Origin of the sequence: Ligilactobacillus animalis KCTC 3501 = DSM 20602 (assembly GCF_001434535.1) — a bacterium.
GTDB classification, from domain to species: domain Bacteria; phylum Bacillota; class Bacilli; order Lactobacillales; family Lactobacillaceae; genus Ligilactobacillus; species Ligilactobacillus animalis.
Window position 1 is genome coordinate 113,270 of record NZ_AYYW01000025.1, and the last position, 13,801, is coordinate 127,070.

At 38.1% G+C, this 13,801-nt stretch carries 17 protein-coding genes; 8 read left to right on the top strand and 9 right to left on the bottom strand.

Annotation, left to right across the window (positions count from 1 at the left end; genetic code table 11):
• Positions 1-2 precede the first annotated feature (2 nt).
• Genes FC30_RS04195 through FC30_RS04215 form a run of 5 tightly spaced genes read left to right on the top strand, consistent with a single transcriptional unit; the run spans position 3 to position 3,182 of the window.
• Positions 3-377, top strand: a complete 375-nt coding sequence (locus tag FC30_RS04195) for a hypothetical protein (RefSeq protein WP_056938481.1) — start codon at positions 3-5, stop codon at positions 375-377.
• Positions 377-613, top strand: coding sequence for a hypothetical protein (locus FC30_RS04200; protein ID WP_010689305.1), 237 nt, complete (start codon positions 377-379; stop codon positions 611-613). Before FC30_RS04195 ends, FC30_RS04200 begins: the two co-directional genes overlap by 1 nt.
• A gap of 19 nt (positions 614-632) precedes the next feature.
• Entirely contained in the window at positions 633-989 is a 357-nt protein-coding gene (locus FC30_RS04205; protein ID WP_010689307.1) for a hypothetical protein, read from the top strand.
• Positions 986-1,789: a bifunctional DNA primase/polymerase gene (locus FC30_RS04210; RefSeq protein ID WP_010689309.1), complete on the top strand. Its 804-nt coding sequence runs from the start codon at positions 986-988 to the stop codon at positions 1,787-1,789. Before FC30_RS04205 ends, FC30_RS04210 begins: the two co-directional genes overlap by 4 nt.
• A complete protein-coding gene (locus FC30_RS04215) occupies positions 1,770-3,182 on the top strand; it encodes a DNA primase family protein (protein WP_010689311.1) in 1,413 nt (470 codons plus the stop codon). Before FC30_RS04210 ends, FC30_RS04215 begins: the two co-directional genes overlap by 20 nt.
• A gap of 363 nt (positions 3,183-3,545) precedes the next feature.
• Here the strand turns inward: FC30_RS04215 and FC30_RS04220 are convergent, their stop codons facing one another.
• The 9 genes from FC30_RS04220 to FC30_RS09745 all read right to left on the bottom strand — a co-directional run bounded on the left by FC30_RS04220 (position 3,546) and on the right by FC30_RS09745 (position 11,004).
• Complete coding sequence (locus tag FC30_RS04220) at positions 3,546-4,865, bottom strand: IS1380-like element ISSsu5 family transposase (RefSeq protein ID WP_010689313.1); 1,320 nt, start codon at positions 4,863-4,865, stop codon at positions 3,546-3,548.
• A 227-nt stretch (positions 4,866-5,092) separates the two neighbouring features.
• Entirely contained in the window at positions 5,093-5,620 is a 528-nt protein-coding gene (locus FC30_RS04225; RefSeq protein ID WP_002294507.1) for a phosphoribosyltransferase family protein, read from the bottom strand.
• A gap of 43 nt (positions 5,621-5,663) precedes the next feature.
• Complete coding sequence (locus FC30_RS04230) at positions 5,664-6,527, bottom strand: aminoglycoside nucleotidyltransferase ANT(6)-Ia (RefSeq protein ID WP_002294505.1); 864 nt, start codon at positions 6,525-6,527, stop codon at positions 5,664-5,666.
• Between the two features lie 32 nt (positions 6,528-6,559).
• Complete coding sequence (locus FC30_RS04235) at positions 6,560-7,294, bottom strand: class I SAM-dependent methyltransferase (protein WP_000662263.1); 735 nt, start codon at positions 7,292-7,294, stop codon at positions 6,560-6,562.
• Positions 7,275-8,144 carry a nucleotidyltransferase domain-containing protein gene (locus FC30_RS04240; protein WP_000233000.1) on the bottom strand — a complete coding sequence of 290 codons (870 nt, stop codon included), beginning with the start codon at positions 8,142-8,144 and terminating at the stop codon, positions 7,275-7,277. Before FC30_RS04240 ends, FC30_RS04235 begins: the two co-directional genes overlap by 20 nt.
• 14 nt (positions 8,145-8,158) lie before the next feature.
• Complete coding sequence (locus FC30_RS04245; protein ID WP_000205227.1) at positions 8,159-8,383, bottom strand: helix-turn-helix domain-containing protein; 225 nt, start codon at positions 8,381-8,383, stop codon at positions 8,159-8,161.
• Positions 8,384-8,525: 142 nt separating this feature from the next.
• On the bottom strand, positions 8,526-10,088 hold the full coding sequence (locus FC30_RS04250) for a recombinase family protein (protein ID WP_000136908.1): 1,563 nt from the start codon (positions 10,086-10,088) through the stop codon (positions 8,526-8,528).
• A 1-nt stretch (position 10,089) separates the two neighbouring features.
• Positions 10,090-10,506 (bottom strand): recombinase, encoded by a 417-nt coding sequence (locus FC30_RS04255; protein WP_000323438.1) that lies wholly within the window; start codon positions 10,504-10,506, stop codon positions 10,090-10,092.
• Entirely contained in the window at positions 10,507-11,004 is a 498-nt protein-coding gene (locus FC30_RS09745) for a DNA recombinase (RefSeq protein ID WP_002327635.1), read from the bottom strand. It abuts the gene before it with no gap.
• Between the two features lie 459 nt (positions 11,005-11,463).
• Between FC30_RS09745 and FC30_RS04265 the strand changes: the two genes are divergently transcribed.
• From FC30_RS04265 to FC30_RS09830, 3 genes are all read left to right on the top strand, one after another.
• Positions 11,464-11,994 (top strand): hypothetical protein, encoded by a 531-nt coding sequence (locus FC30_RS04265; RefSeq protein ID WP_010689394.1) that lies wholly within the window; start codon positions 11,464-11,466, stop codon positions 11,992-11,994.
• 677 nt (positions 11,995-12,671) lie between these two features.
• Positions 12,672-13,100, top strand: coding sequence for an ArpU family phage packaging/lysis transcriptional regulator (locus tag FC30_RS04270; RefSeq protein ID WP_235804172.1), 429 nt, complete (start codon positions 12,672-12,674; stop codon positions 13,098-13,100).
• Between the two features lie 172 nt (positions 13,101-13,272).
• Positions 13,273-13,407 (top strand): hypothetical protein, encoded by a 135-nt coding sequence (locus tag FC30_RS09830; protein WP_010689400.1) that lies wholly within the window; start codon positions 13,273-13,275, stop codon positions 13,405-13,407.
• The last annotated feature ends 394 nt before the right edge of the window (positions 13,408-13,801 follow it).

Here is a 13,801-nt window from a genome sequence, read left to right on the forward strand (position 1 = left end):
GATTGACGAGATCGGACCGGGAGCGGATCAATACCGTTTTAGAGAACGTCATAAGCGGTCAAGACGGGATCTACATCCCTAGGAGAGTAGAACGATCCGACAAACTGACATTTGAACAAAAAGAGTTGTACGGGCTTCTATGTATGCAGTCAGACACCAGGGGCGTAGTTGCTAACGGCGATTACATCGTATTTATCCTTGATCGCTTAGTACCGCAAGTAATCAAAGACTTGGAGCGATTAAAGCAACTTGGATACATCGCCCCTATCGTGGAAAATATCGGGTTTTGTAAGTATGAAGTGACCTACTGGAATATTTTAAATATCGATGACGTTATCAAGGTAAAAAATCAAATGCTAAAAGGAGCGTACGCATAATGTTAGAACAAATCAAAAAAGACGCCTGTTGGTTGTTTGAAGAAGAACGATCAGACAAGGACGGCGTTAAGTATGCTATGACTATGTATTTATTATCGATCGGAGTATTTACGCTGATCTTTGGAGTTGCTGGACTGGTTACGGTGGTAGTGGTTGAGTGGTTGAGAGCAAAGAAAAAGACCGCTGACACCCCTGCCAACGGTCAAACCCAAAACACCCATTCATTAAATAAATAAAGAACAGGAGTTATCTATTATGTTACAAGAAAACACACAATTAAATCAAGACAAAATCACATCATTTGAACAATTAAAAGTAGGCTTGCGCAGTCTGATCGCAACTGATGACTTGGAACCGGAACAAGCACGCTTGTTACTCAAAACGTATGGCAACAAGCTAAAAACAGATGATCCCAAATTATATAGCAAGCTTAGCGATATTGTCTTAGTTAACGCCGTTGTACACTCCCTTAAAAATAAGATCAAGCACGTACCGTTAGAAGCTTGTGAAGTTAAGATCGCTCTTAAGTATTTCAGTAAACACCTAAAAGCGCACGAGCCGGAACTATATACGCAACTGATCGAATTAGACCGCAAGGAGGCCCGACAATGAAATCCAAACAATACGCCTTGGAGTTGGCCAAACATGATTATAAAGTATTTCCACTAGTTCCAAACACTAAACGTCCTATCAAAGATCAAAGCTATCTAACTGCTAGCAAGGATCTGCAAGAAATTTCCAACTGGTTCGATCACGAGCCAAACATTAACTTAGGTCTATCGCTTTCAGATAGCAGCTTGATAGTTGTAGACATTGACAACCACAATAACAACGACATTAGAAGCATATTTCAGATGCTTAGCGATCAAGGATATAAATTGCCTGCTGATACATATATCGAGCAAACGCCAAGCGGTGGCCTACATCTCTTTTATCGTGGTCAAGTAAGTAAGAAGCGTGTAACTAATTTCATCCCTAGCGTTGATCTACTGGCGGATTTTACAGTAATAGCGCCTAGCGTGGTCAATGGTGATGCTTACAGGAGTATCAATACTAACTACACATATAACACTATCCTAGATGCCCCTAACTGGCTATTAGACGCATTGAACGATAGACCAGTACAACAATACTCAAATAGCTTTAAACGAACTGGAAACGTTAAAAAATGGACTGGTAAGCGGTTAGATGAAATAGTTGCAGGCGTTGACAGTGGCGGGCGTAATACGTGGCTAACTAAACAAGTTGGCTGGCTGATAAGCACAGGCGCAGAGCTAGCGACAGCCTACACGATCGCACAACAGGTCAATCGTGACTATATCAATCCACCGCTACCAGATAGCGAAGTCAACACGATATTTAAAAGCATAGTGAGAAAGGAAGCATCAAAATATGAACAACGTAGCAGATAAAGCGATGATGATCGAATTCATGGACCAATTCAAAGACAAATTGAACCAAGCTAATAACTTAGATCCTTGGTTATACGAGAATAACCGAGGCACTATAAAGATAGATCCCGTCAAGCTAGGTCAAACGATCTTAGAACGTGGAAACTATCTACAGATCAAGAAAAACAACGACTTGACTTTATACCGCTATAACGATCACTTAGGATTATGGCAAGTTGTGACAGCTAACGAGATCAGAAAAGAAGCAAGCGTCCTAGTACGTGACCATTGGAGCAATAAAGAAGTATCGGACGCTACTAAATACATCATGGATCTAGCCGACATCAAAGACGCTAGCGAAACGATCGACAACGTGGACCCGTATGCAGTTCATTTTAAAAATGGTGTCTATGATATCAGAACGGGCGAAATGAGACCAAACAGCCCAGACAACTATTTATTTTATGGTCGTGATTATGAAATCGACACCAGCAACGCCCCTACTCCCTTGACTGATAAGTGGTTAGATGAAAGCGTAAAAGACGCAAAAACGTTCTTAATGGAATTCATCGGCTTTTGTTTTTATCGATCATACGAGCACTTACAGAAGTTTGCCATCTTGCTATCAGAGGGCGGAGACGGTAAGAGTACCTTTTTCAACTGGTTAAGAGAAATGATCGGAGCAGACAACACAAGTACAGTCCGCCTAAATGATCTAACGAACCCTGAAAGACGGTTCACATTAGCGAGACTTTACGCCAAACTACTCAACTATTACGCAGACATTGGCAATAGTTTAATAATAGATCCATCCCTAATTAAAGGTATAACCGGGGATGATGCTATCGACGTAGAAAACAAAGGAGAACAAGCTCAAACTATTAAGCCGTTTGCTAAACAGATCTTTGGAGCTAACAGACTACCAAGCTTTAAAGATACATCGGCGGGCTTTGGTCGTCGTCCGTGTATCGTTCCTTTTTACTCGATCCCAGATTTTAGACAACGCTTTGACAAAAAGGCGTTATATGCAGAACAGCCTGCTTTTGTTTATAAATGCCTGCAAGCTTTTAGAAAAGTGCTAAAGCGTGGGTATTTTTCAGAGACTGAGACCATGGAACGCTTACGCAAGGAATGGATCGGAGAAAATGACATCGTACAGGAATTTATAGACGAGTATTGTGTATTAGGGAAAGATTTATCTATCAAGAAAGTGTATTTATATGACACATACAAGAACTATTGTTACAACAACGGGTATAAGCCACTAAGTAGCCAGAAATTTAAAAAGGAGCTTAATCGATTTAATGTATTCGATACCACGAAACGCATCAACGGAGAACTTGCCAAGGTTTACATCGGTATCAAACTAAGATCTATTGCTAGTGATGAGTTGGCTATCATGCAACTTAAATAGTCAAGTGTTACCAAAAAAGCCCAAATGTTACCACTTGGTTACTAAAAAGTTACCTTTTTAAAATTCTATATCCCTTGATATATCTATGTTGTTACTAAAGTTACTACTTTATCTATATATACGTATATAAAAAATAAATAATAAATAAATATATAAAGACCTGAATAATTCATAGCTCTAAATTTAACCTGTTTTTTTGAACAAATTGCCAATTTTTAAATTAGGCAGATACTTTCTTCCAAAATAATGTGTTTTCGAACAGGATGCCTACGGAAGAAGATCATAATAAAAATTATTTGTCTATTTAAGGGCAGACGAATCCCTTGAAAAAGAATCGGTTAAAAAATTTGTGTGATAACTAGTCTAAATCCATTGTTTGGATCGCCGCAGGCGTTCAAAAACCTTATAAAATTCAGTTTGATACACATGATAACTTGACAGTTTGAGATAGACCTGTCTCCCAGTCTGAACAAGTTTACCGGCTACTTTAAGCAATATCAGCCGGATGGAATGAATCGTCATGCCCTGGTTCACTTTATCAAAACCAATGCTTTTTAAAAAATTAACGAGGTTGTATGCAAGGACACTGATCATCATTCTGACATGATTTTCTAAGAAACGCGGGCTATCTGTTTTATCGAAGTAAAAGCCACCTTTCGCTTCTTTGATGAAATTTTCCATTGTTCCTCGCTTGCCGTAAAGAGAAAATATGACTTCAGGCGAGACATTGTCGGATAGATTAGTCACAATAAACGCATGATGAAATAGCAATTCTCCTCCTTCACGGACGGAGCGTATACAGACACGACGAGGTTTCGACCAGGATTGTGCTTGATAAGGTAGTGAAAAATACTGCACTTCTCGCTCTTCCCATTCTTGATTGTCCCCGTAAAGAACAGAATGTTCAGCTAACTGACTTAACCTCCGATTGCTCTTTAATCGGATAACGTACTGGCTTTCAGTTGCTTCACAAGACTCATACACCTCTGGTGTGGCGAAGCCGCTGTCACCCCGAACCAATATCTCGGTATGAGGTAACGTGCTCTTGTAGTGGTGTAAAAGCGGGTTGATAAAGGCTTTTACCCCTTTAGATGTGTACTGATTGCCTAAACGCAGTTCAGCTTTTAAGAAATCTCCGGTCAGTCCATCAAAGGCAACTAATGGGTGATAGCCGTAGGTTTGATAATGGGCATTATAATCTGTTTGTTCTTGGCGTCCAAAGGTATCCGAATGTGTGGAATCGACATCAATGATTAACTCGGTGTCATTGCGAATTAAACGTGCTTTATCAATCAATGACTGATTTAATGCTTGGAGTTGATCGATGTTCTCCTCGGTGAAACGATCCAGAAACCGTGAGATTGAGGATTGTGATGCCAACTGTTTTTTACCGAGTACAGCTTGAAAGACAGGATCCCGTCTTAATAGATTAGCTGATGAGTCTGCCGAGTAACCAGCAATTAATTGCATAATAAGCTGTTCCAATATCGCTAAGTTATCATGGGTAAAATAAGCCCGATGATCTGTAATATGGAGCCATTGTTTAGCTAAGTGCGAAAAGCCGAAGGTATTCATTAATTCTTTAACCAGGACTAACCCCGAATCACTTGATAGACGACCACCGGTATGTGAAATAGTGATATTTGAATTGAATTTAACTTGATTTTTGTGTAAGCTAGTCATGAGAAGAACTCCTTTCTTATGGTTGGTTTCGTCACCTTTACCATAGCAGAATGGGGTTCTTTTTTCATCACTTAAGGGGTGAAACTAAAAAAGTAATTATCAGACTGCCGTTAGGCAGTTTCAGACGGTTTCAATTAAAAAGTATGAATTATTCAGGGTAAACATCTTTCGTTGTATTGTAAATTAACGCCATCCAAAATTTTGATTCAAGATTTTCTTTCGGTTTATTATATGTTTGAGCCAATATAAGCTACAAAACTGCTGTCTATCCATTTTTGAGTAACCTCATTTATATCAATCCCAATAGTAGCCAACCCAATAATGCTGCAATCCAATTTCTCTAACAAAGCTATTAAAGCCTTCATTTGAGAACCTGTCTCTATCCAATCATCTACAATCAAAACTCTTTTGTTCCTCACAATAGAACTCTTAGATATTTCAAAGCTTTTATCTTGACCTGAATAGTCGGTAAAATGTGTCGAAATAATCTCTTCTTTTGCGTATGGCAGCTTATCACCTTTTCTTACTCCAATAAACCCCACTCCAAGTTCTTTGGCTATGGCAGTGCCTAGTATCCATCCAATTGCTTCTGGGGCAGCCACATAATCTACTTTATTTTGAAAATCCAATGATAGTACTTTTACAATTTTATCAAAAACGGTTTTATGTGTAAAAATAGTTAGTAAATCATATTTTCCAATTGAGTTACGAGGTAATATACCTCTAATTTCATTTATAACATCAGTACTTTCCATACATTTACACCCCTTGCTTATGGTTAATAATCTTTGCTAATCTTTAAAAATAGTCATTTTCAACATATTTTTTATACATGTCCTCGGTATATCTTGTTATGTTCTTACCATACTCTGGATAATCAAACCCCAGTAGTTCTGCTACCTCTTTGGACACTTCCCTGAACAATTGGTGGCATATAAATAATGACTTCCAAATATTTTCATAGGAATCCATGCGATATGTAGATAATAATCTATTCCATAGATCTTCATCAATGTATTTGTTAATATACTTATAATTTTTCCCAACACTTAATGAAAATTCTGTCTTTATCCCAACCTTCCACGACATCATCCTAAGTAGTTCAAACCGTAGAATCTGGTTCAGATGATCGATTGCAAACAGTATCTCTTTGCGGCACAATCCTTTAATAACATAAGGTGTTACATTCCAAAATTCATTGCAGCAATCATCATACTCCCTTGCGCTTGGCTTTCTTACATGATAATCTATATCAGTCGGAACTATGTCCCTTTTAATTCTACAATCTTTATCAATTAGAACCTTTATTAATTTATCGCCCTTTAGGTAATTATCTAACTCTTCCAAGGGCAATAAGGTAAGATCAATTTTATTGTAATCATCAAATAGCATAAGATAGGAAAATCCCTTTTCTTCAGGTGGGAATAATTCCATATCCTCCGGCTTTTGCATCATTATTATATTCCCAAATTGATTAAGCCAGTCATCATTAGATATAAACGGTTCTATATCACTTACAAAATATGTAATATCATAATCCTGAAATTCATCTTTAGGTATATTAATATTTGCGCGTGACCCCTCAAGGGTCACAATTCGAATACGTTCATCCTGTTCTGCTAAAGAAAGTACTAAATCCATCATTTCTTTTTCTGATCTCATTTACATACTCCTCGTTTATTTTTTCTATATTATTACATCTTCTTTTTTGCCGATACAATCAGCATCATTGGGCGTCGCATTTCATCCGCCATCCCCGGAATATCCATCATGTTCTCTGGCGGCTGTGGCTCCACAATCTGATTTATTATAAAACTATTTGAAAGCAGTGTATTTAGATATGTGGTCAGTGTTCTATGATATTTTGTAACCTTTTCTTCCAAAAACATAGCTGTCCGTTTGCCCTCATAATAATAATTGTCCACCGGGAAATGCAGTATTTCTCCTTTTTCGTTATAATACCAGTCTTGTGTTCCATGAGCAGTAAAAACAGGATGTTCAACTGTAAAAACTAAATTGCCACCAGCCTTCAGCATCCTATATATCTTTTTTATTAAATTCTCATAGTCTGCTACATAATGAAACGCAAGCGAACTTAGTATTACATCAAAGCTCTCCTCTGGGAAATCCACATCTTCTATGGCACAGCATTCATATTCAATCTGTGGAAAATGGGTTTTTCCTTTTGCTACTTCGAGCATTTTATGAGAAATATCAACACCTACTACAGAGGAAGCACCGTTTTCCATCGCATATATACAGTGCCATCCATAGCCGCATCCTAAATCAAGCACACGCTTACCCTTAAAATCAGGTAGCATCTTTTTCAAAGTCTCCCATTCTCCCGCACCAGCCAGTCCTTTCTGCGAGCGACTCATTTGACTGTATTTTTGAAAAAATATATTATCATCATATTTGTTTTCTTTCATCTGAACTCTCCTCGTTTAAAAAGTTATTTATCTCCGATACAATTTCATTCACTTCTTTATAAAGTTTCTCGGTCATATCGTAGCATTCAAAAAGAGAAAGACCGAGTACTTCAAAAATATGATTAACTCTTTCGGCATATTTTTCAGGTTTATATTCAAAAGTTTCAAGCAGTTTTATAGCTTTCTTTTCGTTAATGCAATAAGCATTATTACATGCAAATAGTACTTGATTTAAGCATGAAATAATACGAAAAACATGGCCTGCAATATAATATTTATCCTCTACCCCCGCATTTGCTTTTACAAACATTAAAGAGAATTCAGCTTCAAATATAAAAAAGTTCATCAAGCTTTTCTTTAGAGCAGTAGGGTAAATTTCTGCCTGCTTTTTTAATTCGCATAAGCTTTCGTTCTTAGCATATAGTATTTTACTAATCGCTAATTCTCCACGATACATTGCACTTATATAACCATGGGGATGCCCGGTCTGATAATTGGCAGTAACAATTCCTTGCTCCGTATCTTTGATTATTTGTTCTACCCGTTTTATATCACGTAAAATCAAGTCAACATGATACCCATTTATAAATAACCATCCGCCGCCATTAATCCAATCACCCCACGCTCCGGGAGGCACAACAAGGTTGTTTCTATTTTTATCATCCAATTCTGTAGCAATTTGATTAATCGCTGTCAGGTCAAATGAGTCTGAATTGTAATAGATTCCGATATCTATATCAGAATTTTCTGTATGGGTGCCTCTTGCACGTGAGCCCCCTAATACGATGCCTTCTATAAAAGGCAAAGATGATAATTTCTCTGTTACTATTTGAATAACATTACCTACCATATAAACATCCTCCTTTATTCGTTAGATATTTTTATTTCTTCTCCATCTGGTAAAATAAATGCCTGCACAAACTTGACACCTAGCACATCAGCAATGGCCTTCAACTCATCCAAGGTTACTGTTTCTCGTTGTAATTTTTTATTGAAATTCTGTGGAGTCTGGCCAATACGTCTAGCAAGTTCGGAAACACTTATATTCATTTGCTCACACAGTTCTTTAATCATTTCTGCCGTAGTCATACAGCACCTCCAAGTTTACGCTAAGAATATTATAAACCATTTGGTTGATAAACACAATAGTTATTAAAATATTATTATAATCAGCAAGCAAAAGAAAACCCACAACTCTACTGTAGAGTCATGGGCTATTTACTTCTGGTTTTCATATTTCCATTTCGATGCCAGATTTGAAGGCTATGACGAAGTGGCCTTCATAGACTGTAACGCTCTGGATTATCTTCCTTACAAGCTTATCATCATATTCTAAGGTGCGGAATTTGTTCTTGCGGATAAATTCAATCAGCTCATTGATTCGCTCGTTCTCGCCACTGAGGGAGGCATCTTCTACTAAAAGGATCTGTCGCTTGTCTCTCAGCTCATCAATCTCATCTGCTAAGTGGTCATAGTCTTGACCCTTGTTCGCCAGCTTGATTAGTTCTTTTTGTTTTTCCTCTAGTGAGTTGTTAATCTCTGAAATTTGGTATTCTGTGGTTTCGCCAATCACAGCATGAATATTCTCTTCCAGTGTCTTTATCATATTGTTCCCACCTGCAAGTAGCTTATTAATCGCAGTCATTACTGCACCATAAAGTTCATCTTCTTTTACGGTTCGGTTCTTACAAACTTCAGGACCTTGCTCGATTCTAGTCACGCATCGCCAGACAAATTCTTTTCTTCCGTGGATATTCCAATAGACCCGTCTATAAATATCGCCACAATCTCCACAGAAGGTGATGGCACTTAAAGCGTACTTGCTACTGTAAATTCTTTTGTTCTTGCCTTCTCCTGTGTAGATATTGCTTCTCCGATGAATTTCTTCTTGCGCCTGCAAAAATAACTCTTTAGGAATAATCGCTTCATGGCTATTTTCAACATAATATTGGGGAACATGCCCTTCATTTTTCACTCGTTTCTTGGTCAGAAAATCTACTGTGACAGTCTTTTGCAGAAGGGCATCTCCGATGTATTTTTCGTTTTGAAGTATCTTCTTAACTGATTCTGGTCGCCATCTTGGTTTTCCCGCTGCTGTTAAAATACCATCCTTTTCAAGGGCTCGACCAATGCCCACTAGACTCTGACCCTCAAGGTATTCTCGGTAGATGCGTTTGATAATCTCAGCTTCTTCGGGGACAATAGTTAAATTTCCATCTTCATCTTTCGTGTAGCCCATAAATCGCTTATGGTTGACCTGCACCTTTCCTTGTTGGTATCGGTACTGTAGCCCAAGCTTAACGTTTTGTGAAAGGCTCTGGCTTTCCTGCTGTGCCAAAGATGCCATAATAGTCAGCAAAACCTCACCTTTGGCATCCGTGGTGTTGATGTTCTCTTTCTCAAAATAAACTGATATGTTCTTATCCTTGAGCTGTCTAATGTATTGAAGGCAGTCTAGGGTGTTACGCGCAAATCGGCTGATGGATTTTGTAATAACCATGTCGATGTTACCGTCCATACACTCTGCAATCATGCGATTAAATTCGTCACGCTTTTTAGTGTTCGTACCAGAGATACCATCATCTGCAAAGATGCCAGCAAACTCCCATTCATTATTTTTCTTTATAAACTCTGTATAGTGTGAGACCTGAACCTCATAGCTAGAATTTTGTTCTTCTGTTTCTGTAGAAACACGGCAATAGGCAGCAACACGAAGTTTCTTTATCTTTTCTTTTGCGGCTGTACTTCCTACTCTTTTACGAGCAGGAATAACCATTATATTTTTCTCTGTCACTTTATTCCTCGCTTTCTATCAGACTGTATAAGTATTCTGCTCGTTCAAAAGGATCCACTGGCATCTTATTATCTGCCTTTTTCATTTTGAATCGTTCTTTGGGAGGGGGAGAGGTGAAAGCGGCAAGCTCTACCACTCGTCCTAAATCCTTTGCACGTTTATCTCTAACTTCTTCAGCTTTATCAAATATCTCTTTATCAATAATTGCTGGATACGTATCATTTCCAAGGTAGTTGACGTTTTTCAAAATGCGCCCCATCACAGAATGTGTCTTTTCAATACCTGCCTGTTCGCCAGCCACTGTAAGGGATAGTCCTGATATGTATTTCTCAAAGAATACCTTTACTTGACCTGCTGCCTTTTCATCGACAGTAACCACTCCATCTTGAATTTTGTATCCATATGGAATATATGCCATTTATCTCACCACCTTTTCTTTCAGGGAAAGACCGCATTTCAAATTGAATGTCAGCTCATCCCTGGAATTTACAATGATGTTCACTACAAATTCTTCAAATAGTTCTTCCGTGTAGTCACCATTAAAATTATCTGCTGACACATAATTAATGAGGTCCTTTATCTCGTTTGCTCGCAAAACCCCACTCGCAGAGTTCGTTACCAGGTTTGTTTTTTCGGTAGTAAGATTTTTAATCTCACTATCTAAAACATTTCGTTCCTGATTAAAAAGAGCAGGTTCTAGGAAACCTTTGGACATCAGTGCAATAAGGGTATTGCGTTCTTCCAATAGTTGCTCCATTAGCTTATCAATAGCGTCCATTCTTTCACGGTCGCTTTCTTCATCGATTTGGCTAACTGACTTGAAAAGTGGTTCTAGGATTAGCTTATGACTGAAAGCAAGCTTATTCATCATGGTTGTCAATGTGGCTTTGATTTCCCCATCTCGCAAAAACAACATGGAGCAACTTTCTTTATCTTCGATACTATCTCAACATGTGTCGTGGATAAGGTAAGTATGTAAAATGGTATGTGGAACATAGTGATTTGCTGTAAATGATTTGCTAACTACTTTAGTTCTTTATACAAAGTATAAATCGGATATTTTATTATTTTTTCTTTTATATCTTCTGAGATTAGGTCAAAGTATTTGTCCGCTAAATCAGAAAGGGGTTCTTTTTTCATCACCTAATGGGTGATGAAGCAGAATACTTTAAAGACTATTAAATCAATGTTAGGAAAGACTATTAGTAAAACTATGAATTATTCAGGAAAGAGAGAGTGAGTAGAGCAAAAAAGCTGTAACTTTGGTACGGTTCTTAGAGTCCCAAGGGATAGAGAGCGCAACCCTAGTAGTAACACTTGGTAACAGTCAGTAACATAACTAACCACATCACTGATCCCAGAAAGGAAGTTTAAAATGAATATCACAGACGCAATCACAATGAACGAAAGCCCACAAGTAAGATTATCCTATATCCTAGACGACATCGAGACACTAGACCGTTATGCTGATAGAGTTATCAAGGTTAAAGCTAAGGTCAAACAGTTATTCGATGCACTGGACCAACTACCAATAAGCGAGAAGCCCGCAAGTATTGAGGGTATTTATAACTTGTATGATTTTAGAATGGAGTTGCTGACGCTTGGCGTTCCAATTCATGAAGTCTATAAGTTTGACATCAAACCAGAACCAGAGTTAAACGTTACGATCATCGCAACTCATAAAGTTATGAAGATGATCTATAAACACGACGAGCAAGCGCATAGATCAAACACCATGCTAGAAACTTACAAGGCTTTGAGGAGCGATCTAAGCAAAGAACTTACTTGTTTTATCAATGATCTAAAGAAACTCACTCCCAACGACATAAAGCTTTATAACCTAAGTAATCAACAATTTTTAGATATTAAGAACATAAGCGAGCAACTAGCGAAAGATTTTAAATAGACAAATAAAACGCAAGGGAATGCACTGGCTGACTGCTGGCATCCCTTTTAATTTATAGCGAAAAAGCCACGTCCCCACAAGTGGGCACGATCACCAAAGAAGACCGTAACCACGGTTACACACATCAAGGGCGTAGTTATAAATACACTCATGCAAGCGCCGAAAATTCAAACGTGGACCTATCCTAAATTGTTGGAAAATGTTGGAATAAATTGCTCAGGTTTGCTCAGGTCAAATGGTAGCAAATGGTAACATAAAACATTGGCAAATGTTGACATAAAATGCTGACATCAAAACGTTATTAGTACGGGCAATATGCTAGTTATTACGCCAAAAAGTGTGCACCCTTTTTTGATTTTTGTGTGCACCCTTTTTGGCTTTTTGTATGCACACTTTTTTGATGCAGAAAATGCACTATTTTAGAGCTATCAGACAGCTATAGCATGCATCGAAATGCTAGGAATTGCTAAGGTAAAATGCTAAGAATTGCTAAGATGAATTGATGAAAAATGCTGAAATAAAATGTTGAGAATTGTTGAGGCCAAATGCTACCATTTGCTAAGCTATTTTTTAGCTCATTCAAAGCGTTGTTTTATTTAACGAGTATAATTATACTAAAATAGTTTTAAACGTCTTAGAAACGATTTTACAAGCTTTTGAAGTTAGGAGCGTTGGACATGATGAGACTTGACCCACCAGACACAAGAGAAGTAGACTACAGCAAAACACGCAATAACGTTACTAACTGGTTTGATACAGAGTATAGCAAGTATCAGCGATTAGCTAACATCCCAGTTATTTCAAGCGTACGCTTATCATTAGCACCCAAAGGAACAGCAAGCGCCAATAGCGTGGAAGATATGAACGTAAACAGAGCCAACGCCAAGCAAGTTTTAGAGTTCGTGGAAGCCGTGATTAACAGTCTAGGCGATTATAAACCTTTTTTAGAAGCACGATACATCAAGAAGTTACAAGCGTGGCAAATTGAAGAACGCTTAGGGTTCGGGCATTCTCAAACGCAAACTAGGATTAGGAAAGCCTGCGCCCTATTCGCTCAGACTATGGACATCACAGCAGGTACACGGCTCACAGCCTACAAAGATTAGGAGTGATCCCACTTGTTAAAATTTATTATCATTCTTGCGATCGTTACAGCGATCAATATTTATCTAAAACGTCGGCATTGGTATTCTAGGTTTTACATCAAACATCTATCCAGCAGGCACGACCTGCAACGCCTTAGATTGATGATCGATAAAAGATTAAAGGAGTTAGACGATGAAAGATAAGTCACCAGTTGAACAGTTACGGGACAAGGTAGCCGAGCTACTAACTGAGTTGTTAGACTTTGCAGAGCCGTTTATCATGATCGGGATACTTTGGCTATTATTCAAAGTGCTGGAAGCTATCTAAATACATTAAAAGGGATGCACTAGCTTAGTTGCTGGTACATCCCTTTTTACTGATATATTCAACTGGCAATATTGGACTACCTGTGATTTTAATCACAGGAATCAAAAAAACGCCTTGCACGATCGCAAGACGTCAAAGAACTGTTTTATAAACATTGGTAAATAGATCAACTGAGAAACCCTAACAGCATTATAGCATACATCAGAAAATAAAAAAGCGCTGGAACTTCCAACGCTTGAAATCATACACTATTCTAAACCACCTAGCCCGACTCTTTCGGGGTCTCTCTCAGGGTCTCCCCTAGGTCTCTTTTTATCCAATTTTTAGCTATTTATTTTTTGAAATCTGTAAAAAACACCCTTTAAAAAGCGCATAACGGCGGGGAAAACACCCC